The organism is Octadecabacter antarcticus 307 (assembly GCF_000155675.2).
In the GTDB taxonomy this organism is placed as follows: Bacteria; Pseudomonadota; Alphaproteobacteria; order Rhodobacterales; family Rhodobacteraceae; genus Octadecabacter; species Octadecabacter antarcticus.
Genome location: NC_020911.1, coordinates 2647779 through 2671816 on the forward strand (window position 1 = coordinate 2647779; position 24038 = coordinate 2671816).

Below are 24038 nucleotides of genomic sequence, written 5' to 3' on the forward strand. Positions count from 1 at the left end.
CGCGCCTCGGGAGAGCGGGTCCTTATCTGGATTATCTGGGGCGCCCCGCAACACACATAGGAAACAAGGCTGACAAAATTGAGAAATGAAGATACCAATAAAAGCCCTGTTTGCACTATTTGTGGAACAGAAGATTTCAGTGACTGTGGTCATCTTGTGGCCGATCTAGACGTTACTTTTTTTGAATGCGAAGGAGGCGCTCTTAGTGACAAATTCCATGATTTCGTTGATATTTTGGAAACTGCATTCTCTTCCTCTGTTAATCAGGGTCAGAATTTCCAGACAAACTTTGGCTTCTACCAAGCCCATATCAACGAACTTTGGCGCAGTGTAGACAATCATGCTGAGGGTGGCTCAGAAGATGTGGTTGGTGATGGATCAATTTTTTTCGGTCTAATTGCCACTTTACTACTTGATGCGGGCGCTAATGAATATTTGGGGCCAGTTGTTATCGACGGCGGTCCAGGATGTTCGTCAGCCTGTCGGTTATTCTTCAGTGAAGCTCCAGAAAATACGGTGACTGAAATGTATAATTTGCTGGCCACAACATTTACGAATGCAACGGCCGCTACATCATCCAATTAAAATGCTGCGGCTCGTATTGCGAGTGAGCGTGACTTTCCGGCTCGTTACGCGGCCGTATCTTTTCTGTCCAGCCAGTTTCTCCGTCCGGTCTCCGGGGTACACCCAGCCAGTAGGGAAGATGTCATTGAAACGCTGCATTTAGCTTCAACCCGGATAGGAATGCGCCCTCACGTGATCGCGGCAATGTTATTTTGCTCGCCCGCAGTATGGTCCTGCAGTTGCGCGGCTCAGCAGTCACGCCGGACGCTCACTCTCGATCGCACACAACACTAACCGGATATGGCCAGGACGCCCGCTTTTTCGGCAGCTCACGTATATCTAGCCGTACAAAAGCATCACTCGGCATAAACCGGTGAGCGAGACCGTGGGCGGTCTCCATATCACGTGCCTCAAGCCACCCAGCAGCCTCCAGGATACGCAAATCTTGTCCGATGACGCCAGAAGTCAGTGTTGTCGGTGAAATAAACTGAGGGCGGTGGCGCAGCATGGCCGCCGCTGCGCGGTGAACCGGTCCGGTGTGTGCTGGACGCACCCGTGCGTAAAAAGCAATCAAATGAGCGCGTGCGATCATCGCCAGCTCGAAGGCACTTTCGGCCATTTCATCTGCAAGATTAGCGCCCATGCTCCGCTCAAACCGCCGGATTGGACCAAGAGCGCCATCGGGGGCGGCAAGGACGCTCAGCGCGGCGTATAGGCAGTCCATCAGGCCAGGAAGAGCGGTGACGCGGCTCCGAACGTCAGGTGGAAGGTGCAGTGCCTCTGCGTCGTCTGCGCAAATCGACATCAGCACACGCCGGTGACTGCATTTCGCACGCTCAGCGGCGAAGGCTCTCCGTTGTGGGATTTCGTGCGCGCTGTGAGCGAGCACAGTAGGGAGCGGCATCGGAGGCAACGCTGACGCAGGTCTGGCTGGTAGATAGGCTGAGCAGAGAACCGGCCATATGCCGCGGGGGAGCGGGTCCTCATTGGGGTCATCCGGAATGCCACGCACCGCGTAGAGGTCAATCAGATGCCGCCCCGCTTTGGGATTGATAGCTATCGCGGCACGACGGACTGCCGCGGCGCCAGGACCAAACAACCCGATGCGGGGCGGTGGATCATCGGAGGAGGCCTGGAGAGCTGCTGGGAGGCGTGTTTCGTACACGGCAAGGATTGCTAGCAGGATGGCGAAGGGCGGCGCGCCAAATGCCTGTGTGGCGCGCTCCGTGGCGCTCAGCGTGACCTCTGGCAAGGCGCAGTGTATGGAAGCGGCCGCGGGCACCGGATCGAGTACGCCGAGGATGTCGAGCGGATGGCATTGCGGTGCCTCGCCGAGCACCGGTGGCGGTGCCGATAAGGCGGCAGACCAGCGCCAGCGGGGGCTGTAGAGACGTGGTTCAGCGGGAGCGCCATCGCTGGCAGCTGGCAACGCGGCTTTCCCAAAAGGTGACGGAAGTGACTGAAATTTTCCAGGTAGTTGTCGTTCTAAAATATACATACGTTTGTTCCCCTTATGTTCTTTAGTATTTCTCTTTGTAGTCATATGAGAAAAACTAGTCACTCAGTCACCAATGCACTCTTTATTAAACTAAAGCAGACCTTTAGGTGGTGACCGAAGTGGTGACTGAAAGGTGACAGAGGTGACGGAAGCCCACCGTTGGCGCTTGCCCCCTCCGTTGGCGCTGCACCGCGCATGGCGGCCGCAGCCTCTTGGTGCACGCCTCAGTCACCTTTTCACGCTCTTTGTCACCTGTTCGTCACCCCTTCAGTCACCTTTTCCCAGTCTACTTTTTCACCGCACGGCGACGCTTGATGGCGACGTGCTTAGCGAACTTGCTGTTCGCCCCCGTCGGCGGTTCCGTCAAGCGACGCTCAACTCGAAATCCGCGCGCCGCTTTAGTGCGTACATCCGACAACTCGTAACGCTCCGCGTTCTCACGAATTACTTTGGAAAGCGTGCGCACAGACCACGACTTGTGGCCTTTGCTTTCTGCCCAGCGTCTAAATTCGTCGAACAATTGACTGCACGAGACGAACGCACCGGGCGACCAATCAATCGAGGTTGCTGCACTACCCTGTGCATCGATGAGGAACTGAAGAACGATGTCCTCCTCTTCGAAATACGTCCTCGTAGCGTCAGTGATCGACTGAGGAATTCGAAGCCCCCTTACGCCACCACCATCGGCCAAAAATTTACGCGCGCCGTCAATCGCCCAACGTAGGATTGCAGACCCCTCTGTCGAAATCAGGTCAGCGACCAGGTTTGGGTCTTGCTCATCCTCCGTGAAGTTCCGTTTGAATTCGATGATTACAATACGGCGCAGCATGGCCTCCTGCGCTCCAGTGAACGATGGCAACGTATTTGCTGTGAAAATCAGCGTGCCACGGGGCGTGAACGAAAACTCGTTCTGGTGCACCCACCGCGTGGTCATCTTCTCACCGCCAGTTAGTTCCTTCAAAAGCGCGTCATTCCATGAGCGCCCCGCGGGCACTTCGCTCGCCATCACGACCCGCTTGCCTGCCAACGACGCAATTTCTGTGGGATGACGATCGGAATGACTTTGCATAAAGACCTTCGCCGATGCCGTGCCAGCATACGACCCAACCAGACAGCTGACGACATCGCGCAGCACCGATTTGCCGTTCGAACCGCGACCGTAAAGCACAAAGAATTTCTGCGCAGAAACGTTGCCCACTAGTGCACTTCCGACAAGGCGCTCGATAAATTCCAATGTCTCTTTATCGCCCTCGAAAACCTGCGACAGAAACTCTAACCATCTAGAAGCAGATGCACCCGCCTGCGCTGGTGCAACGTCCGTCGATTGCGTGACCTTATCACCCACGGTAGCTGACCTGACCTCGCCGGTTCGCAGATCAATCACACCGCCCGGCGTGCCCAGCAGTTCTGGGTTCGCGTCGAAGTCGTCGACCTCGGCGGCGTCCATGTTAACCACCGCCGTTTGCCAGACAGCCGTGCGACGCGTAGTCGAGCGTAGGTTCGCATATAGTTTCTTTGCCGCGAGACGATCCTTCTTTTCGATTTCACCTTGGCGAAACCTAGCCTCGACCGCTTCCAACTTGGCATCACCAACCTCGCACAGGAATTCTGAGACGCGCTGAAGCGTGTCGGTTTTGTCAAGTACGCACCACATGCCCGTCAAACGGTCAAAGCGTCGGATTAAACCGTCGTTGGAGCGCAAGATCTCAGCGTCCTCTTCATCGTCACCACCCCCTTCAGTGGCAATCCACGCCAGCGCAAGGCTCGTGTCGTCGGCTTCCACATCCGCTAACGCGGCAAGCCGCTCCTCCATGTGCTCAAGGTCTCTCATTTTCTTGTCTCCTCATCTCCGCGTCGGCCAAGACCACGTAATGTTTTAAGAATGCCGCTCGTGTCTTTGGCTTTCACGCCAGAGGGCTCCCTACCGAGCGCGCGTAGCCGATCGTGATGCTTGACGAGCTGCTCCCGTCTGCGTGCCAGACCATGTCCGACCTCGATGTTTCGTTTGTCGTCACACTGTATCTTCCAGGCTTTGAGTGCGGCGCCATTGTCGCCCCCGTGGGAGAAGTGCACGAAAAGGTCGAAGGCATCGCCGTAGCGCGCCCCCCCGTTGGCGCTCTTGGCCCCAAGCCCGCGTTTGGCGTCACTTCCCGATAGGCTGACCCAGGTCTCGCCACCTTCGTCATCATCGCGATAGACGCGTGTCGCAAAACTGCCGGATGTTTGGTATGGTGAACGCCAATGATCTTTTGGCCAGCGCCCAGAAGCATCCTCTGCCTGCTCATATCCGTAACGGCTGAGAAGTTCATCAACGCTGTGATGGGCGTTGAAGCGGGTTATCAATGTCGATCCGCCTCCACGCCGACGCTTCGCCCGTTCAGCTGCGGCTTCAGCCTCATATTGCTTTTCAAGACGTTTTGCCTCCCGCAGCTGAACAATTGGATGATCGTCCGTCAAATCGAGTGCAAGATCGGGGTCCTCACCGATTTCAGCTGCAAAAGCTAGATAGTCGTCTCCATCAGGGTCGCCGCTAGGCGCATTCGGCAGAAAAGAAATCTGGCCTGGCCGCGCCCCAGCGTTGTCGGGATCGATCCGCCCCTCGCTTGCCTCACGTATCCGGACGTAGAAAGCTTGTGCGGTGTCAGCATAATCCGCGCCCGAGAGCGATCGCTCTAGCGGGATGACGACGCGCCAGCGCGGCATGGCAAAGGTCGCGCTCTTGGTCGAGTAGACCAGCGCCACAGCGCCGCCCGTCGTTGCCAATACCGCGCGCTCCACCTCGTTGAATGTTGCCCTGCCGCCGTCGATATCGACGACCAGCGCCACGAATTCTCCGTCTGAAACCTGATCAGCGCTTTGGCGTGATGGAAGCGTGGATGACATGAACCATCGAGCTTGCTCCTTAGGGACGCCAGCCCAGGCTACCCGCTCCTTGTCGTCTGTGAGGCGGGTAGCCTCATAGACGAGGTCGTCATAGGCGATCGAGCCATTTGGCCCTCCGTGCACGCCGTGCCCAGTTACCATTGGCTGCACGAACGGATTGTACTGACCTCTCAAATTTGTTTTCACTGACTTATTCATTGCTGCTCTCCGGGTGACCATACAAAATCTGAGGGCAGTGGCGGGCGATCGCTTCGATGATCCTTTGGAGCGGTTCCCCTTCGTCACGCGTAAGTTCGAGCAGATGTTCACGCCCATCTGAACCGCCCATTCCAGTCCCTATGACGTTGCCGGTTTCGTGCTGCCCCTCGCACAGCCCGATGAGGAGGGGCACGAGGATGTACTCCCCGGCATCCCAGACAGTGTCTGCATCGGCGTTTTTGAACACCAATACCAACGTGGCGCGCAGCAAATCTAAACGTTGCCCATGGCCTAGGCATCCCTTTGCTAGACGATCAGCGTATTCATCGCTCATTTCTGTAGCGGCGGCGGCCCTATACAGAGTGGCGATGGTTCCCTTCAAATTCGCCGCAGAGGGCGCACCCGGACCGGGGCGCAACAAGGGTTCAGGCGAAGTCAGCGTGGCACGCTGTTTACTGTTCATGTACCGCTGACGCGGCGTTCCGTTCGTCGAGTTGACCATTTTGGCCTCCATTCAATTGCTTGCTCGGGAGGCGCGTGTCGGCTATCTTGATTATGCGGTATCCAAAACGCATCAAGATGTCGAAGCGCGCGCCGTTATCGCGGCGTGCGTTTCACGCCACCGAAGTTTCGGCTAACGCATCCATCCATTTTTGAAGATCGCTCATGCGCCACCGGACGCTATTCTCACCGGTGCGCAGCGGTCGTGGAAATCTACCCTCGGCCATGAGGCGATAGATCGTGGTTCGCGAGAACCCGGTCATTTCCTCTACGACCCGACGTTTCAACAGTTGTTCAACCATTTTTCCATTCCTTTGTGATGGCTTGCCTCCACAAAGTCCCGGAAAGGGCTTCTTAGAACTCAACCAGAATTCAGGATAAAATTAAGTCATTGTTTTTATTGCCAAAGTGCAATCTTGGATGAGCACACACGTACTCCACAGCTGATCGCCAACCATTGTCGCCAACCTCTTGCTGCGACACTCCCAGCGCTCCCAAAGCTGCTTCAACAGCGCAGCAATATAAGTTATCCGGTACGTAGTTTATCACATCGTCGGCGACACCGCGCCGCGTCCCTTTGACTGGCTTTCGCGCAAGCTTCACTATGAGTTTTTCTGCCGCCTTCCGGTCGTTGATTGCTTCTGCAGCGACACGGGCAGCATCGAAATACGCCGCGACTAGGTATGCGACTTCGATTGCTGCGAGGTTTTTGCCTGAACGGCCTTGGGCAGGCCTTTCGTCAAGAAAATCTACCACCTCGCGTGCGACGCGCTCGCAGTCCTCAGCCATGAAAGCAATATCGTTCAGGGCATCCGTTACGAGGCTGTCTGCCTCTTTCCCTTCATTCTTATATAACCGCTCCGACGCCTTTTTTGCATCCGCGCGTAACATATTACTGCTGGGGGCAGCTTGAAACGCTCGCAAATGCTTGGCGATACCAGCATGAGCTTCCCCGTACCTACGCATTTCATCGCGAAAGTCCCCTGCTGTGCGGTATGTGGATAGATCCCGCGGGCAATAACCAGTTGCCAGCTCCAGACGCCATTCTAAGTGACGTTCTTGAGTGCGCAGCCAGTGCTCGACAGCCTCCTTCGATGCCTTACACTGCACCATGCATTGATTGTCATTGAAACGTAGTGGCCGACCCTGTTCGCCAGGCCAGTAGAAAGGCCAGTATTTCCGTGCAAGAGCATGTGCGGCACGATCTTCGGCGACATTTAATAGTATATCAACCAGTGCGGCTTTGCGTGCGCGCCACTCTTCCTTAAGTTCTGGCGAAGCCTTAGCAGATGGAGAGGTTGGAGACGGCCCAACCGGTTTGGCAGGTCTTCCTCGCCGCCCCATCAGACACTTTCTCTTACCGCGAACGACACGACATCACCCGTCTCGACACGTCCGTCGAGAAAATCCGACCACGCCGCCATCATAGCGCGACGCCGCTCTAGCATGTCAGAGCGCCGGTAGGCGCGTTCCACAGCACTGCCCACATCGTGAGCAAGCGCCATTTCCGCCATATCACGCGGATAGCCGCACTCTGCTGTCCAGTCACGAAATGTCGAGCGCAGACCGTGGGGCACCGCAGGACGGCCGGACGCGCGATCTAACCATCCGGCGCACCCGACATCAATTTCTGCCTGCTGCATCCGCCGCATGACGGCGGAGAGCGACATATCGGAGAGAACACCACCTCGGGGGGCGCTGAATACGGGGCGACCACAGTCAGTGGGATCGGCGTCGGGGGCCACCGCCATGCTCTCCAATAATGAAAACGCGGGTGCGGAAAGTGGAACACGATGCTCACGGCTCGCCTTCATGCGGTCGGCAGGTACGGTCCAGACGCCTGTCGTCAGATCAACTTCCGCCCAAGTCATGCCACGCACCTCACCTGAACGAGCCGCGGTCAGGGCCAGAAATTCAAGCGCACGTGCCGCCACTCCGTCGCGACCGCGCAGTGCCGCATACCAGACTGAGACATCAGAACTCGCCAATGCTGGGTGATGAACCGTTTTGGCGACGCGCTGAGGTTTTGGGAGCATCTCCGACAAATTACCTTTCCAGCGCGCCGCGTTCTCGCCTTCCCGATGTCCGGCTGCCGTAGCCCAAGAGAGAATGGCTTCGATCCGCCCACGTAGGCGTGAAGCAGTTTCCGTCTTCTCGGTCCAAATTGGTTCCAGAACGCGTAGCACATCCGCCGTGTTAACCTTTCCAACGGGGAGCGCGCCAAGAATTGGCAAGGCGTAGGTATCTAGCGTGCTGCGCCATTGTTTGCGATGTTTGTCTGAACGGAACTCCGACGATTTGGCGGCAATGGCGTGTTCAGCCGCGGTGGCAAAGGTCAAGAAAGTCCGCGCGTTGCGGCGAATGGCAACAGGGTCGTTACCGGCTTGCACCGTGCGCATGTTATCCAGCGCCGCTTCGCGCGCAGCTGCTAGGGTCACAACCGGCGGCGTGCCTAGGCCAATCTCTCGCCGCCGCCCCGAGATGACGATGCGCTGCACCCAGCGGCGGCTTCCGGACGGTTCGACGCGCAGCATCAAACCAAGTCCACCACCGTCGTGGTACTTTCCTGGGTCGCGAACCGTGCGTACGAAAGCTGCACTAAGCGACTTCCCTATCCTTGGATTGATGCTTGCGCCTGACATACCTGTCCCCCTCGCTGTCCCCCACAGAGTAGAGGAATGCATGGGATTTCACAAGCCCACTTGGGACGAGCTATCGTACGATGTATATGATATAATTGATACTTTTGGTACTCTTGGGAACCTATGGGAGCTGAGCATGGCTGCCTGTCTCTCCGCCAATATACCATTACTGTTAGTTTGAACGGGTCGCCTTGGTCGGCCTTTTTACTATATATACATGGCTCAAGTGCACTTTTCGGATTGCCTTGAGTTTTCTTCGGTTACGTCTATTTTCTTTCCCTGAGTGGTATGGAATGTGGTATTTTATAGATGGCCCTATCTGGCAAACTGACAAAGAGGCTGGTCGAGAACCTTGGCGCGGGGCGGCATGGCGATGGCGGCGGGTTGTATCTGGTGGTGGACCCGTCCGGTGCGCGGCGCTGGATCGTGCACGTTGTCGTGAAGGGGCAGAAGAATAAACAGGGCGGGCCGTTGCGGACTGATTTTGGTTTGGGTGGCGCGGATATTGTCACGATCAACCAAGTCCGCGACCGTGCGCTGGAATATCGCCGGATGGCGAAGCAAGGGCTTAACCCGCGTTTCAACGTTCAGCGTGAAGTTCCAACCTTTGAAGAGTTCGCACAGCAAGTCCATATTGAGCGGATGCCGACGTGGAAAAATGCCAAACATGGCCAGCAGTGGATCAACCCACTGCGGGATTATGCCTTTCCCAAGATCGGGCGAATGCCAATCGACAGCATCAACCAACCCGAGGTGATGATGTGCCTGTCGCCAATCTGGACAGAAAAGCATGAAACGGCGCGGCGGTTGGCGCAACGGATTAAAACGGTTTTGGATGTGGCACGGTCTAAGGGGTTCAGGTCCGGCGAGAACCCCGTCACGGCGATTAAGGATGCCCAAGCCCTTCCCAAGGTGAAGGCTAAGCCCAAACACCACAAGGCGATGCGCTGGCAAGATGTGCCTGCGTTCTATGCGGACCTTAAATCCCGCAACGCAATGTCAGCCAACGCCTTGCGGTTTACGTGCCTGACCGGATCACGGACAAGCGAAGTCTTAGGGATGCGCTGGGAAGAAATCGACTTCGAAGCGCGATTGTGGACCTGTCCGGCTGAGCGGATGAAGACGGGCGAAGAACACCGCGTGATAAAGAAGCGGACGGGACATCCGCTGTTGTCGCGTGCAGTTTGGTGTTCATGCCGCCCTTGGTTAGCCCCCTCTCGCGACATTGCTGCGCAATACCCTGCCGGGCAGTGAAACAGGCGCCCACACCCCCTTTTTAGCCTCAGGCTGGAAGCCGTGCGATGTGCCTTGAGGTAGGTTGCATCCACTGCCCGGCAGTCGAAACACAGTCTCGATGAGAGCGGATCGAGATTGTCTTATTATCTGGGGCCTGTTCTGCCAGCCCCATCATGATCCGGGCGAACACGCCCATGTCACTCCAGCGCTTCCAACGATTATACAAAGTCTTTGGCCGCCCATATTCCGCAGGCGCGTCACACGGTAATCCCCCCATTTTTAATGGGGCTCGGCCGTAGAATTCACGCGGCTGTTTTCAGTTTCATTGCGGGTGTTATGCCGCCGATGCCCATGTTGGGTCTCTCATTGTTGTAAGTCCAGAGCCATTCAGTTGCTTGTTCTTGTGCCTCCTCGATGGTTTCAAAGATGTATTGGCTCAGCCATTCGCCGCGAATGGCTCGATTGTAGCGCTGGATATAGGCGTTCTGCTGAGGTTTGCCTGGTTGGATATGTTCAAGCCAAACGCCGTGTTTCTCGGCCCATGTCATCATGGTCCCATTGATGTATTCTGGGCCACTGTCCGTTGCCTGACAGTTGATTGCAAAGCAATCAATGAGAAGGGACACGTATGGTTTGGGGTTTGCCGCGCCGATCGATGATTTGGTTCAGGCTCCGGACGACGCGTTCTGCGGGCAGCGAGACGTCCACGTCGATGCACAAGCCTTCACGATTGAAGTTATCCAAGACGTTAAGAGTTCGGATCGATCTGCCGTCTGCAAGCTGATCCGCCATGAAACCCCCTCTCATTGATTGCAAAGCAATCAATGAGAGGGCAGTGATAGACCAAGTATCGTTTGGCGCGTCAGGCACGGCCAGGCGTTCCAGCCAATCTGCAATCTCCTCGTTCTCATCACTCAAGATCGGGCTGTACCGATAGCAGGTCTCGCTAATTTGGAAGGTGCGGCAGGCAAGTGCGATACTTGTGCCCCGCTGCATGACTGCATTCATGGCCATCCACTGGCCGGCAGGTGAATGGCACATTCACCGAGAGGGTATCGTCGGCGAGACGGCCTTATCGCTTTTTTCCGAGCGCCTCCTTCAGAAGAACGTCTCGGACATACTCATCTCAGCATACATCCTCTTGAGACGGCGGTTTTGCTCGGCCATGTCCTTCATCTCGGTGATCAAGGACGCATCCATGCCGCCGAACTTGGCACGCCACTTGTAAAAACTGGCGCTGCTCATCCCAAGCTCCCGACACAGCTCAGAGACCGGCGTACCGCCCTCCGCCTGCTTCAAAATGCCCATGACCTGTGCGTCGCTAAATCGCGCTATCTTCATCAAAAATCTCCTCAGATATCTTGCCGAGAAAATTTGAGTTTTGAATGCCAACAATTTGGGGGGGATCACCTATCGTTTCAAAGCCTCCGACATTATGTTGAGAATACTCTCGAAGAGTGTCCAGGCATCACCGAAAAGGTAATTCGAGACATCGTCGGTCATGAAAGCAAAGATGTGCACCAAAGAAATTACAGCAAGCGCGCACAGACAACGACACTGATGAATGCGAACGGATCCAGTTACGTATCCGGTGACCTGGCTGAGTGGTTGCAAGGGAAAGGCATGAAGCATTCTCGCGGCGCGCCATATCATCCGCAAACACAGGGCAAGATCGAGCGATGGCATCAAACCTTGAAGAACCGCATCCTCTTGGAAAACTACTTCCTGCCAGGTGATCTTGAAGCCCAAATTGAAGCATTCGTCGATCACTACAACCACCAGCGCTTCCACGAGAGTCTGAACAACGTCACGCCGTCTGACGTCTGACGTCTACTTCGGCCGTGACAAAGCCATTCTACAACAAAGGGAAAGGATCAAACGAAAGACACTCGAAGCGCGCCGCTTGCATCACAGCCTGCACGCCACATAATGAAACCAACCAGATGAGCCGAACGCTCTCTTAATTTAAGCCGCCTTTGGTGCCAAAAACCCTGACGACGTACAGCCTGTACTAGGTTCATAAGGACAAATTCACGGTTGATAATGTTAGATAAAGACAACGAAAGTACGACCTGAAAAGGTAGATATCATTGGTTCACAGAAAATCTGTAAAAACACTTCATCTGCCGAAGCACCAAAATCTTTGAACTCATCAACATTCATCCCGCGACAGACTGCTACTTAGGTGAATGTGTCTAATATTGACGAATCTTGGCGCTACTCAATTCAAAGGGCGAACTAAGGCCGTTTGGATGTGCAATCTCAGCCAAAAGTTTGCGGGTAGGCAGGTCGGCTAAGTCTTGCGCCGTTGCAGGCAGTGCGGCAATCGACAATGCAAAGTCTGCAATTAAGTCTCTCATAGGTTCATTCCTCGACATTTTTTACAAAATTTACAATAGTTACTTCCTTTGAGCTTGGCCATCACAGCAGCCCCAGCGCAGGCCAGACTAACAACAATCATTGTTTTATTCGTTCTGTCGATAGCTCCACTTATGACAAAAAATAATCAGCAAAATTCTTTTGATGCAGCTAGCCCTACTGATCCCCGAGTGGGTAAAGTGAAAAACTAATATCACGCTATCAAGTCGAGAGGACAACAACATCCCTGACACAGGGCGTGCAACAGTTCCTCCACATGTCGAAGTGAAAGCGGAAACCAGACATCCATCATCGCAGCCAAGCGGATGATTTCAGGTGACGTCTTGAAGAAACGGAAAAGACAGCGCTTCATCAGTCTACGAGGCTAAATCGGCCCCTGCCCGCCTCAAGTCAGTTTCCTCTGACAGCGCTGCCTTAAGGATTACAGGCCGGACAATGCACAGATTCTGCTTGGATAAGACCGTCAGCACGAGGCCGTTCTTCGTGGTGCGGGCAGGCAACACAACCGAAGACTTCTAACATAACGCTTTCAGTTGTTGTGTCGCAAATCTCGCATGGCAAACCTCGGATCATTTTGACGCGCCCCCACCCCGGGGCTGCGCAGGACGGACAACCGTGCAACAAGCGGTCAGAAAGTCGTGTCGCAAGGCCAGACAGGTTTTTCATGCGGGTCGGGTTCAGGTGCGCCCGCATGTCAGTTTCAACGCGCGCGCGGCCATCGCCAGAAAGTGCCGCGGCCCCAGCGATAGCGGATTCGACGCTGGGCAGATCGACTATTCCTTTAACAATTGCTGCAGCAGAATTGCCAAGGTTCGGACACACCATCAAGCCATGCGACGGAAACCCCACCTGAGAGAGGAATTTCGATATCGAGTCCTTCGGTGCCGTCACCAGATGCGCAAAGTTCGTGTCGTCGATCACAAGGCTTTCATGGATCACCGTACCCCGTTCATCATCCACGAATACCATCAATTCAAAGCCTCCCGGCATAATCGGGAAAAGCGGATGCGGCCCAAAGCTGCCCTCACTTGCTATTCCAAAGGGAAGCCCCGAGATATCCATGCCGATGCGCGCCTTCGCCACGGCCACTTCGAGCATAGTGCCACAGCGAGGAATTTCGCCGGAGAATGTTCCAAGCGCGTCTGTGTCGATGCCGTTCGCTGGCGTGACGATCAAATTCAAGTTGGCCAAGAACACTGGCCCGATTGCTTGTTCTTTACCGTGCATGCTCGAAAGCACTGCACAACGCCCTGCGAATGGTTTTTTGCGTTCCGTCATGCGACCAATGTCCAGCTATGGCATTGGTCGGCAAACCGGTCTGCAGCACCGTTCACGGTATACAAACCGGCCCTGCCCTCGCAAAAATGTGATGGAGACATAAGTATCCTCGCGCACCTGTTTGACGCATAGTAATTAGATTGGAAATAATATGTCACGAAAGAAGCTCCACGCCTCCGGTCTGAGTGACGCATCTCGCCTCGTAAGGAGCGGTTTTAACTCAGCTATCACTGGTTCTCACTAACGCGCGAAGGGCGGACACTTTTGAACCAGCGTTCGTAACCAAGTACCTGCAATTTTTTTGCGGAACGATCTGTTCCCAAACAGGCTGCAACACCGAGGCAGTCAAAGCCCCTACCTCGACTTGGCTGGTCACCTGCTGCGACCAAAATTCGCAACATTGACTGACGATCTTTACTTTCACAACTTTCACCATCTAAGTAACAATTAAATTTAGCACAGTTTCCCACGTCCCCAGCCCAGCAACTGAAAAGAGACCACCTTGACCAATCCAAACGCCGTCCTGATTGACAAGCATCCCGGCCGCTCGACCCAGACTATCGGCCTTGCCCTTGAGATCGGGACCGACCCAGCCCTTATCCACGAGCCGTCGGTGGGCGTGGTTGGCACCAAAGGCGACAGCCAGTGCTATCTGGGCGTGGCCACCAAGGTCGAGGCGATCCACCAGGCGCTAAAGACCCGCATCGGCACCAAGCCGGGCCAGTTGAAATATCGCCTCGTGCAGCCGGAATACACGATTGCAACCTCGGACGGCATGCGCAACGGCACGCCTGAGATGCGCTATTCGCTGATTGGCCGCGAGGTGACGCACGATGCCCTGTGTGAACACTTTAGCGCCACGGGCCTTGCGGGCACGATTGCCGTGGTTGCTTGCGACAAGCCGCCTGTCGGCACGCTTTCGGCCATGCTGGAGCACAATCTGCCCAGCATCATTATGTCGGATGGTCCGATCCGCCCCGGCACCGACCCCGAGACTGGTGAAAAGCTTGATATCGTCAGCGCCTTTCAGGTCGCCGGTCATCCAGACCCTGAATACCGCGACCATATCGCCTGCCACGCCTGCCCTGGCTTTGGCAGCTGCGGTGGCATGTTCACCTATAACACAATGCAGACCTTCATCGGCGTGCTGGGCATGCAGCCCCTGCATATGGTGGCCCCGCCGTCCGATGACCCGCGCCGTCTGAACGAGTTCCCCGCCGAACTGGTCACGCTGCTTGCGCAAATGATCGAAAACGACCTCAAGCCCCGCGATATTGTCGGGCGCGACAGCCTGCGCAATGCCACAATTGTTGCCTTGGCGATCGGTGGTTCCACCAACGCGCTTTTGCACGCGCCCGAGATCGCCCGCGCCGCCGGCTTTGGCGATTTCTGGAAAGACATCATTACCCCCGAGGAGTTCAACAACCTCTCCCAGCATGTTGTCCCCGTGCTCACCAACGCACGCCCCTATGGCAAGTATTCCATGGTCGATATCGATGAGGTTGGTGGCGTACAAATCATCGTACGCGAATTGCTGGAGGCAGGCCTGCTGAATGGTGACACGCTGACCTGCACTGGTGAGACACTGGCCGAACAGGTGGCGCGCCTTGGCGCCAAGCCTGCTGATGGCGACGTCATCTATCCTGTCAAAACGCCCTACAAGCCGACCGGTGGTTTGCGCATGCTTGGTGGCAACCTGTCGCCTGAGTTTTCGGCCATCCTGAAGCTGGCTGGCGTCGAGGGTGGACTTGAGAACAACCTGTTCCGGGGCAAGGCGCGCGTGTTCGATGGTCAGCAAGCACTTTTAGATATGCTCGACCAGACGCCCGAGGCGTTTCAAGACAATGACATGATTATCGTTCGCTACGAGGGACCAAGCGGTGCGCCCGGCATGCCGGAAATGCTCGATCCTACCGCGCGCATCACAACCCTGTGCCGCGAGCGTGACATCGTCATAGCCCTGATGACGGACGCGCGTTTTTCTGGTGGCTCGATTGGTCTTGTGATTGGCCATGTGGGGCCGGAAGCAGCGCTTGGTGGCCCGATCGCATTTGTCGAAAACGGCGACGAGATTTTAGTGGATCTGAACATCAACGAGATTAACTGCGCTGCACTTAGCGATCCCGCCACGCTTCATGCTCGTAAAGCCGCTTGGGACAAGGTGGTAGCAGACAACGGCGGCTTCCACCCAAGCGCCGGTCTTGCTGATACGCGCCTGCTGCAACGCGCGCGGCACATGGCTGTCCCTGCTCGGCGCGGCGCAGGCCTGCACCCCAACCGGACCGTCTGGGTCCGCAACCCGCGCGAGGTAAGCGCATCGGGCTTCATGCCGCGCAACAAGTTCCGCCCCGAAACAGATAAAGGGTCCTGAGACGGTGCGGTTTTGATCTGACCTGCGGCAAGCGATGGCATTGCATCGCGAGCGCCCCTTCATGAAACCGAATGTCTCGGCGTGAGATTCCAAAAAGCCGAGGCGTTCGCCTACCTACCGCGCGCTGGCCCGTCTGGCCCATCATTAATGTGCGTGACCGTGAGGTGGCGGTCATTGTGTCGACCAACCGGCGCAAACGAACCCATCATACCAAGTACCTAACTGCGTCCGGGTCAGCTTATTACCGTCGCCGTTGCAGACAATGCCACGAGGTGCGAGCTGGATGCGAATGTATTAAATATGGTTTGAGTATTCAGGCCTGCCGCGATCGTGTCTTTGCCGGCGTACGGGGTCAATTTGATGTCGCGGTAGTGGCAGTCGAAACAATCTTCGAATCCATGGGGTTCGCCTCACACAACCCTTTTTGTAAAACGCGGAGCAATAATGGATCACAGAAGCGGCTGCGTATCGCAGTTGTAGCGGAGTAGAATACCGCCAGTTTGTGTCCTTCGTATTATCGGAGGGCGGGAGATGTATTCTGTGGATATTTATGATCGTGTGCGCCGTGCTTGTTTGAAGGACGGCATGTCTGCTCGAGAGGCTGCACGACACTTTAACAAAGACCGCAAGACGATGGCGAAGATGCTGAAGCATGCGCTTCCCCCCGGTTATCGGCGGGTAGAGCGTCCTAAACGGCCCACACTTGACGCTTATATTGCTGTTATCGACGAGATACTGCCTACAGATAAGGCCTTGATCAAAAAGCAGCGGCACACGTCGAAGCGCATTTTTGAGCGTCTGCGCGACGAACATGGATATGCAGGCAGCCTAACGACGGTGACCTATTACGTGCGCGAACAAAAGCGTCGCACTGTCTGACGTCAGCGCTTCTGGGTCCAAATAGGCATATTTGATAAGAGAGTGTTGTTGGCTCATCGTAACCACAGAGGAGTGGGACATGAGACAGACAACTGGAACACGCAAAAGCCCGGGCGAGAAGATCGTCAAAGATATCAAACGGGCGACCCGCAAGCATTATTCATCTGAAGAGAAGATTAGGATCGTCTTAGCCGGTCTGCGTGGGGAAGACAGCATTGCCGAGCTGTGTCGTCCACTGCCCGGCAGTGCATGTTTACATGCACGAGAGGGGTGAAGGCATCTCCCAAGGCATCTCCCAAGGCATCTACTACAAATGGTCCAAGGACTTTATGGAGGCCGGTAAGAAGCGCCTTGCGGGCGATACCGCCCGCGCCGCCACAACCGACGAGGTGAAGGATCTGCGCCGTGAAGCACGTGATCTGAAGGAAGTCGTTGCGGAGCAAACACTTGAACTCCGCTTGCTCAAAAAAAGCATGTTCGACGGTGGGGGCGACCACGAATGAGGTATCCCGCATCAGAGAAGCTGGAGATCATCAAGCTGGTCGAGGGGTCGCATCTGCCGGCCCGCCTGACTTTGGCCAAGCTCGGCATTCCACGCACCACATTCTACCGTTGGTATGATCGGTATTGGCAGCGTGGTGAGGCTGGCTTGCAAGACCAATCTCCCAAGCCAAAGCACGTCTGGAACCGTATTCCTGACGAGGTGCGACGTCGGGTTGTGGACCTTGCGCTGGAAGAGACAGAACTGTCACCGCGTGAACTGGCAGTGACCTTCACAGATAAGGAAAGCTACTTCGTATCAGAGGCTTCCGTATACCGTATGCTGAAGGCGCATGACCTGATCACCAGCCCAGCCTTCATCGTCATGAAAGCCGCCAGTGCGTTCAAAGACAAAACCACAGCGATCAACCAGCTTTGGCAAACTGACTTCACCTATCTCAAGGTTCTGGGATGGGGCTGGTTCTATCTCAGTACGATCCTAGACGATTACAGCCGTTACATCATCTCCGCTGCCCGGCAGGGTATTGCGCAGCAATGTCCCGAGAGGGTGGAAACTCTGCACCAATATGCGGGCTGAGGACGTGACTGACACGCTCGACTTGGCCCTTAAGGCGTCCGGCTGTGATCAGGTTCACGTCGTTCACAAACCACGGCTGCTGAGCGACAACGGATCCAGTTACGTATCCGGTGACCTGGCTGAGTGGTTGCAAGGGAAAGGCATGAAGCATTCTCGCGGCGCGCCATATCATCCGCAAACACAGGGCAAGATCGAGCGATGGCATCAAACCTTGAAGAACCGCATCCTCTTGGAAAACTACTTCCTGCCAGGTGATCTTGAAGCCCAAATTGAAGCATTCGTCGATCACTACAACCACCAGCGCTTCCACGAGAGTCTGAACAACGTCACGCCGTCTGACGTCTACTTCGGCCGTGACAAAGCCATTCTACAACAAAGGGAAAGGATCAAACGAAAGACACTCGAAGCGCGCCGCTTGCATCACAGCCTGCACGCCACATAATGAAACCAACCAGATGAGCCGAACGCTCTCTTAATTTAAGCCGCCTTTGGTGCCAAAAACCCTGACGACGTACACTGCGCCGTTTATGTAGCTGGGACCGTTTCGACTGCCGCGCCCACCTGCCCGCGCGGTTGGACTGATCCGGCTCCGCACAGAGTTCATAAAAGCGGTTCATACAGGCTGGATTGTGGTGTTCAACACACGACGAGCGAGCGCCTCCCTTAGATCGTCATCAGCTATCTTTTGATCGAAGCCTACCGATTTCAAACGCTTTCGCTATTTTGACCGGAGCACTGGAAAGCCCACCGTCTTTTCGGTCTCACCGTAATGCTGGACAGGCGAGCTGGCCCAGAACTGTGGGAACTGGGCAGATTGAAAGTTGGCGATCGGAAAAGGATGCACCGCGTCCTGGCTATCAGTCTTCACTGCTGGCATTAGCCCTGCTGCGCAGAACCGTCTCAATAGCTCCCATCTCGGAAGCTCTTCGCCTACAATCCGCGTCTGAATCTCACCAAACTCCTCGAACGCCTTTTCGAATTTTTTGATACGGCTTTGGTTCGTTGGCGTAGAAGCTTCCTTGTCGAAGGACATCACAAACCATTCGAACTTGTCCTCCCTAATCAAGTCTCGGAAAATGTGAGGGACAACTCGCACCATCGCAGCTTCTTGTTCGCCAACCAGGGTAATCTTGCCATCTGGCAGCATCTTTCGCAGGCACGCAAGGTGCGCAGCCTTTGTATAGGTCTGTTTAACGACTACCCCCTTGAAACTGCCGCGGTGATCGCGGTTGGTATCTACAAGGCCGAAGTATCCGTTGCGGATCTCATTGAGAACCCGGCGTCGCGCACCTGATTCCCAAAGACCTTGCTGAACATCATCGGGCAGATCAATGCCGCAAGAAATGTCTTCCTCATAGGCCTTCTTCAACTTTTCCTCAAAAACCCGCCAGCTACTCTCGGCGCTGGCAAAGAACGCGGCCTCATCAAACCTACCGCTCGGCCTTTGGAAGTGAAGCAATGGGGCGCTCACGACCTTGCCAGACTTCTGGGTGTATTGTTTACGGATATTGCGGGGCTGGCCGGCAACATCGAGGTAGTGCTCTTCGAAGAAAGCAGCAGGATCGACACGCGGGTCGAAGTTGGCATCAATCCGGAAGACATATCCACTGCGGATGTCTGCGCTGACCGAGCAGTGAAGAGGCGTCAGGCGGCGATCAAACCGACTTTCCCAGTTTACTGAAATGACCACATCATCGTGCGCGATGCGCATATGGCTGCACCGGTCGGATGCGTCTTCCTTAGCTTTCCAATCTTGCAGTTTCGCGCGCTCAAACGCGAGCAGGATCTTTTCCAAAAAGAAAATACGACTGTAAATACGGCTCACACCGCATTTCTTGCCCGTATCGGGGTCCGACAAAAGGCGTTGGAGGTCGTTGATACTTGCGCCATTGACCAACTCCCTGAGCAGGCGCACCATTATCGCTCTTCTTCTTTTGTGCCTGATGGTCCAGGGAAACGGAGATACGCGCACCGGGCTGCCCTTTACAGGGTTTATGAATGATCCGGAATCCAGAAGGCTTCGGCCGCTTCCCTCTACGCGCGGGCGCGAGTTTGCCGTGCGTTCCATTGAAGATAAACTCGTCCGGTGCATCCAGATACCGAGCGCCACAACACCCACAGACTGGCCCTTCAAGTAGTCCATTCTGTGTCATCAGCCTGTCGATTTCGTCGAGGAGATGTTCATTCGAGAAAATATTAAACGATACCTCGCAGGTTCGGTTTCCCTTTTGATGATGGCAAATGAGATTTCTCCCGTCATCCCAAGCGTGCGGATCGCCCTGATACTCGAAAACCTGGGATACCCTCGACGCCTTATCATCACCGTCGAGCGTGTATATGCCTTTGCCAGTCGCAAGGGCTGGCAGCTTTATTGATGCGAGAAGTTTGCGTTGAGTAGCATTGCGGCCCTTGAAGGTGGGTAGCGAAAAATCTGGAGCAACACCGTCGTTGTCGTGACCTGCGCCCCTAAAACTCCTCCAGATTTGTGTAGAGTCCGCCCAACAAAAGGACGGACAAATGAAGGCACGATTTACAGACGAACAGATCATAGCAATTATCAAAGAACAGGAATCTGGTGAGAAGACTGCTGATGTATGTCGGCGGCACGGGATCAGTTCAGCGACGTTCTATAAATACACATCGAAGTATGGAGGCATGGAGCCGTCTGACGCGAAGCGGTTGCGGGCCTTGGAAGACGAGAACGGGAAGCTAAAGAAGCTGCTAGCGGAACAGATGCTCCCTTCTCGGGACATTGCTGCGCAATACCCTGTCAGGCGAGGGACAATGCAATGTTGCGAGACATCAATTCAAAAAAATGGTGACGCCCGTTGGGAAGCTTAAAGCTGTGGTTCACTTGATGGAAACTCATCAGGTTAGCCAGCGACCATTGCCCGGCAGGCGATTGCAAAGCAATCTGCCGAGAGGGGGCGTGCGATGTCTTGCAAGTTGATCGATCAACGGTGCGGTATCCGTCTCGCCGTGGCGATGACGCTGAGTTGCGTGATGCCATCAAGCGGGTTTCGAGGGAGCGGCGACGGTTTGGTTGCCGTCGTGTTCATGTGATGATCGCGCGCGAAGGCTTTGCGGTGAACCACAAAAAGGTGAGACGCATTTACACTGAAGAGAAGCTCCAAGTGCGTCGTAGGGGCGGTAGAAAGCGCGCTTTGGGCACGCGGAAGCCGATGGTGCTGCCTGTGATGGTCCTAACCAGAGATGGTCATTAGATTTTGTGTCTGACGCGCTGACTGACGGTCGCCGGTTTCGTATTCTGACGGTTGTCGATGACTTCAGCCGCGAGAACCTGGTACTTGTCGCGGACACATCATGCTGAGCGCGGCAAACCCCAAACCATACGTGTCGATAACGTCCTATGCGCGGAATGATTAGCTGAATTGGCGTCAGGTTATTGTCGCATCGAGGCGTCTCGACACGTTAGAAGCATTGCTCAGTTTGGCATTTTGGTCAACGAACTGTCTCTCCCATAACAAACACAGAGTACGCTTTTGCGGCTCTCACCGTCCTTAAGACGAGATCTTTGGGTCGTTGAGCAGAAGGCCTAAACATTATCTACGAGGTCAGTTGTCTGCCTCCACGGCCCTTACAGAGAAAGGTCCTACTGCTGTCGATCACCCCTCAAAGAAGGGGCGATATGGTTCGCCGTGCTTGATGATCCCATGAACGGTTCGGGCCATCTTCGCTGCGATTGCGGTGTACGCCTTTCGGCGCAAATGGGTGTTGTGACGGTCTTTGGCGATGTAGCGCTCGAACTTGTCGCGGAAGCTGTTGGTGCGCTGCAGAATAGCAACCTGTCCAGCCATCCAAAGCGTTCGACGAAGCCGAGCATTGCCATATTTTGACAGTTTGGTTTGCCCTCTGAATGTACCTGATTGCATAGTCGCAAGGTCCATTCCACAGAACTTCGAAAACTGCCGGTGATGACGAAAGCGCCGTACATCCCCAGCTTCTGCCAAAATTGTCAAAGCATTGCGTATTCCGGGGCAATCCGGCCACCCATACCGATTTGATCCGGCCGGGGGTTCCGGGGCATCCGGCCACCCCCCTTTGACCTGATTTAGTGTGCTGCGAGGCGATCTGTAGCAGGGCTACTCTGACGTTCCTTTTGAACATGCTTATCGCGTCGGAATCTGCGGCAACCGGCAGTCCGACTGATACTTTGGCAGTCTCGTAGATATCTGAAAGTAAACGCTCTTTTGCAACCTTGAGGCCCACCACATCCCAAGCGTCAGCGATGAATGCCTCCTTGCTCATGGCTGAGATCAAGTGTGGTGACGGATAACGTTCAAGGAAAGCAAAGAACCAGTCACTGCGAGAACTGCGAGAACTGCGATGGAAACGATCAGCTTCAGGAAAATACAGCGGCAGATAATGGGTTAAAACTCGGTGCCACAACTCGGTGCCACAACTCGGTCTTCGACTTGGATACGATGTCATGCGTTTTGGAAAGCTCTTGGATGTCGTTAGTGCCACGCACGAGGGGGTCATGATAAAACTGCTCGTTCCCGATCTCCATCATGTGAAGAATGACCTGGGCATCCTTAGGGTCGTTTTTGTCCCAACTGTTGTGCAAGGCCTCTCGCGTTCTGGCCAGGGCCACAGATGACACCAACTTCAACTCAAAACCTGCTGCGGCAAGATGATAAGCCAAGGCACGGTGATAATTACCCGTTGCTTCAAAAGCTACACGGACAGGGCGGCCGTAGCAGGCAAGCGATGTGATTAGACGATTGAAGTCGTCTAGCTGGTTCAGAACAGTCAAACGACGGCGGCGCTTCTTGTCCGCAATAGCAATGAGACCTTCGTCGCGGGCCTTCGAGATATCGATGGCCACCAAAACGGGCGCAGTTTGTGTAATAATGATATCGGTCATAGTTGGTCTCCTTTGCGGTGTGGTTTGTACAAAACCACCGTAGGGACCTGAGGCACGGCTATGACCACCTGCTGCGTTATTTGGGGCTGCGCAGGCAGTCATAGCCTTAAATTAGCGATATTCCGAAGGTGTTATGGCCCTGAATATATCAGCGGGACCTTGATGACATGGGCTGAAAAGCACGGTGTTCGGCTTGAACACATCCAGCCAGGCAAACCTCAACAGAATGCCAATATCGAGCGCTACAATCGCACCGTTCGCGGCGAATGGCTGGCCAATACATCTTTGAAACGATTGAGGAGGCCCAAAAACAGGCGACAGAATGGCTCTGGACTTACAACAATGAGAGACCCAACATGGGCATCGGCGGCATAACACCCGCAATGAAACTGAAAACAGCCGCGTGAATCCTACGGCTGAGCCCCATTAAAAATGGGGGGATTACCATCCGACCCACGGAATTTTGACCCCTGATGAGGCCTATGCTAGCAGAATAGAACCACTGAAATTAGCAGCCTGAAATGAAACCCTGATCCACCTCAACAAGGCTGCAAAGCGGTCGAATTAACAAGACCACCTCTGACCTCAAGTCAGCTTCCTCTGACAGCACCTTCGTTGCTGCTTGGTTAGATCAAGACCTCATCATGGCAAGTTCTTGCAAATTGGCGTTTTAATGAGTTGCACTACAACTGCTGCTGCCTGTTAAGGAGATCTGCAAGAGCTGGATGTGGAAATTTTCTGGGTAATGTCACTGCATAAAAAGGCTCGACAAACCCCAGCTCAAACGGAGATGTTGCGACAGATCCGGCTATAATTTCATCTGCAAGCACTACGGCGGGCGCAACCGCTACGCCAATGCCGTCGCGGGCAAGAAGACGTACCATCGCCATGTCATCTACGTTTGCGACGATATTTGGCTGAACACCCAGCTTAACAATCAGGTTTTCGAATCCTGCGCGGATTACGCTTTCAGTTGGTAAGATTAATGGAACGTTTTCCAGTAAGTCTGACAGCGTTTCTTGCACCATAAAATCAGCCCTGCCATGAAGTCCCACAGTCTGCTCAGCGATCTTTTGGGCTGCAAAATACACTCCCGTTTCACTGTGTGGCACTTCAGTCGTTAACACGACATCAAGAATCTGTGTGGTCAGATCCTCCAAGAGAAGTTTGGTGTTGCCAGACTTCAACGCAATATTAAAACTGCCGTTCGCAATCAAAGGACGTAAAAACTGAAGCTGAAAGTTACGCGAAAGTGTAGACAGGGCTCCAACACGTAATGGTCTTGAAACTGTCCCAGTCTGGTTCAACGTCGATAGTAGCTCGTCCCCAGTAGAATAAATGCGATCCGCGTAATCAAGTGCGATCCGCCCAGCTTCAGTCAGAACCAACGACCGTCCAACCCGATCAAAAAGGCTTTGGCCAATCCGGTCTTCCAGCTGTTTGATCTGAATGGAAATTGCCGATTGCGAAATGTTTAATCGCGCAGCCGTCCGGCCAAGGTGCCCCTCGGTTGCGACCTCGCGAAAATACCGCAAGTGATGATAATTTAGAGTCTCCATTGTTCTTTTTCATAGAACATATTCATATAAAAGATATATTTTTATTTCATGTCGTGGGTGGTTATAGCGTTCAGGTAACAAGCA

At 54.7% G+C, this 24038-nt stretch carries 16 protein-coding genes and 8 pseudogenes; 8 read left to right on the top strand and 16 right to left on the bottom strand.

The annotated features are described in order from the left end of the window. Window positions 1-78 precede the first annotated feature (78 nt). Window positions 79-585, top strand: coding sequence for a hypothetical protein (locus OAN307_RS13355; RefSeq protein WP_015500230.1), 507 nt, complete (start codon window positions 79-81; stop codon window positions 583-585). A 247-nt stretch (window positions 586-832) separates the two neighbouring features. Here the strand turns inward: OAN307_RS13355 and OAN307_RS13360 are convergent, their stop codons facing one another. The 7 genes from OAN307_RS13360 to OAN307_RS13390 all read right to left on the bottom strand — a co-directional run bounded on the left by OAN307_RS13360 (window position 833) and on the right by OAN307_RS13390 (window position 8286). Further along, a complete protein-coding gene (locus OAN307_RS13360) occupies window positions 833-2062 on the bottom strand; it encodes a hypothetical protein (protein ID WP_015500231.1) in 1230 nt (409 codons plus the stop codon). Window positions 2063-2348: 286 nt separating this feature from the next. After that, a complete protein-coding gene (locus OAN307_RS25305; protein ID WP_015500232.1) occupies window positions 2349-3893 on the bottom strand; it encodes a DNA primase family protein in 1545 nt (514 codons plus the stop codon). Further along, complete coding sequence (locus tag OAN307_RS13370; protein ID WP_015500233.1) at window positions 3890-5143, bottom strand: hypothetical protein; 1254 nt, start codon at window positions 5141-5143, stop codon at window positions 3890-3892. Before OAN307_RS13370 ends, OAN307_RS25305 begins: the two co-directional genes overlap by 4 nt. Beyond that, window positions 5136-5645 carry a hypothetical protein gene (locus tag OAN307_RS13375; protein ID WP_015500234.1) on the bottom strand — a complete coding sequence of 170 codons (510 nt, stop codon included), beginning with the start codon at window positions 5643-5645 and terminating at the stop codon, window positions 5136-5138. The genes OAN307_RS13370 and OAN307_RS13375 overlap by 8 nt, the downstream gene beginning before the upstream one ends. A gap of 112 nt (window positions 5646-5757) precedes the next feature. Then, window positions 5758-5946 carry a helix-turn-helix transcriptional regulator gene (locus OAN307_RS13380; protein ID WP_044043722.1) on the bottom strand — a complete coding sequence of 63 codons (189 nt, stop codon included), beginning with the start codon at window positions 5944-5946 and terminating at the stop codon, window positions 5758-5760. Window positions 5947-6016: 70 nt separating this feature from the next. After that, window positions 6017-6757: a hypothetical protein gene (locus OAN307_RS13385; protein WP_044043725.1), complete on the bottom strand. Its 741-nt coding sequence runs from the start codon at window positions 6755-6757 to the stop codon at window positions 6017-6019. A 230-nt stretch (window positions 6758-6987) separates the two neighbouring features. Beyond that, window positions 6988-8286, bottom strand: coding sequence for a tyrosine-type recombinase/integrase (locus OAN307_RS13390; protein ID WP_015500236.1), 1299 nt, complete (start codon window positions 8284-8286; stop codon window positions 6988-6990). A 309-nt stretch (window positions 8287-8595) separates the two neighbouring features. Here OAN307_RS13390 and OAN307_RS13395 point away from each other — a divergent pair, with 309 nt between their 5' ends. Further along, the gene (locus OAN307_RS13395; protein ID WP_015500237.1) at window positions 8596-9540 is read left to right on the top strand and encodes a tyrosine-type recombinase/integrase; all 945 of its coding nucleotides are present in this window, start codon (window positions 8596-8598) and stop codon (window positions 9538-9540) included. Here the strand turns inward: OAN307_RS13395 and OAN307_RS26470 are convergent. Next, a pseudogene (locus OAN307_RS26470) lies at window positions 9461-9784 on the bottom strand (hypothetical protein); the annotation flags it as partial. The gene OAN307_RS13395 and the pseudogene OAN307_RS26470 overlap by 80 nt on opposite strands. Before the next feature lie 40 nt (window positions 9785-9824). Beyond that, window positions 9825-10863: pseudogene (locus OAN307_RS13400) on the bottom strand (transposase). A gap of 216 nt (window positions 10864-11079) precedes the next feature. Between OAN307_RS13400 and OAN307_RS28045 the strand changes: the two are divergent. Further along, a pseudogene (locus OAN307_RS28045) lies at window positions 11080-11452 on the top strand (integrase core domain-containing protein); the annotation flags it as partial. 265 nt (window positions 11453-11717) lie between these two features. On the opposite strand, the gene OAN307_RS28985 reads toward OAN307_RS28045, so the two are convergent. From OAN307_RS28985 to OAN307_RS13415, 3 genes and pseudogenes are all read right to left on the bottom strand, one after another. Next, complete coding sequence (locus OAN307_RS28985; protein ID WP_187292466.1) at window positions 11718-11882, bottom strand: hypothetical protein; 165 nt, start codon at window positions 11880-11882, stop codon at window positions 11718-11720. Between the two features lie 257 nt (window positions 11883-12139). Further along, window positions 12140-12256: pseudogene (locus OAN307_RS30090) on the bottom strand (IS6 family transposase); the annotation flags it as partial. Between the two features lie 59 nt (window positions 12257-12315). Continuing rightward, window positions 12316-13179, bottom strand: a complete 864-nt coding sequence (locus OAN307_RS13415; RefSeq protein WP_044043730.1) for a DUF6671 family protein — start codon at window positions 13177-13179, stop codon at window positions 12316-12318. A 502-nt stretch (window positions 13180-13681) separates the two neighbouring features. On the opposite strand from OAN307_RS13415, the gene OAN307_RS13425 reads away from it, so the two are divergent. From OAN307_RS13425 to OAN307_RS13440, 3 genes and pseudogenes are all read left to right on the top strand, one after another. Continuing rightward, window positions 13682-15550, top strand: coding sequence for a dihydroxy-acid dehydratase domain-containing protein (locus OAN307_RS13425; protein ID WP_015500242.1), 1869 nt, complete (start codon window positions 13682-13684; stop codon window positions 15548-15550). A gap of 531 nt (window positions 15551-16081) precedes the next feature. After that, window positions 16082-16429 (top strand): hypothetical protein, encoded by a 348-nt coding sequence (locus tag OAN307_RS13430; protein WP_083903007.1) that lies wholly within the window; start codon window positions 16082-16084, stop codon window positions 16427-16429. A gap of 79 nt (window positions 16430-16508) precedes the next feature. Further along, a pseudogene (locus OAN307_RS13440) lies at window positions 16509-17949 on the top strand (IS3 family transposase). 30 nt (window positions 17950-17979) lie between these two features. Here the strand turns inward: OAN307_RS13440 and OAN307_RS30750 are convergent. After that, the gene (locus tag OAN307_RS30750; protein WP_275450608.1) at window positions 17980-18111 is read right to left on the bottom strand and encodes a hypothetical protein; all 132 of its coding nucleotides are present in this window, start codon (window positions 18109-18111) and stop codon (window positions 17980-17982) included. A gap of 114 nt (window positions 18112-18225) precedes the next feature. Beyond that, window positions 18226-19425, bottom strand: coding sequence for a hypothetical protein (locus OAN307_RS13445; protein ID WP_245540845.1), 1200 nt, complete (start codon window positions 19423-19425; stop codon window positions 18226-18228). Window positions 19426-20024: 599 nt separating this feature from the next. Between OAN307_RS13445 and OAN307_RS30095 the strand changes: the two are divergent. Continuing rightward, window positions 20025-20832 (top strand): annotated as a pseudogene (locus tag OAN307_RS30095) (transposase); the annotation flags it as partial. Window positions 20833-21074: 242 nt separating this feature from the next. Here OAN307_RS30095 and OAN307_RS31330 read toward each other — a convergent pair. Further along, window positions 21075-22395: pseudogene (locus tag OAN307_RS31330) on the bottom strand (IS110 family transposase). Window positions 22396-22530: 135 nt separating this feature from the next. Here OAN307_RS31330 and OAN307_RS13470 point away from each other — a divergent pair. Then, window positions 22531-22802: pseudogene (locus tag OAN307_RS13470) on the top strand (transposase); the annotation flags it as partial. Between the two features lie 276 nt (window positions 22803-23078). Here OAN307_RS13470 and OAN307_RS13475 read toward each other — a convergent pair. Next, on the bottom strand, window positions 23079-23954 hold the full coding sequence (locus tag OAN307_RS13475) for a LysR family transcriptional regulator (RefSeq protein ID WP_015500246.1): 876 nt from the start codon (window positions 23952-23954) through the stop codon (window positions 23079-23081). Window positions 23955-24038: the final 84 nt, after the last annotated feature.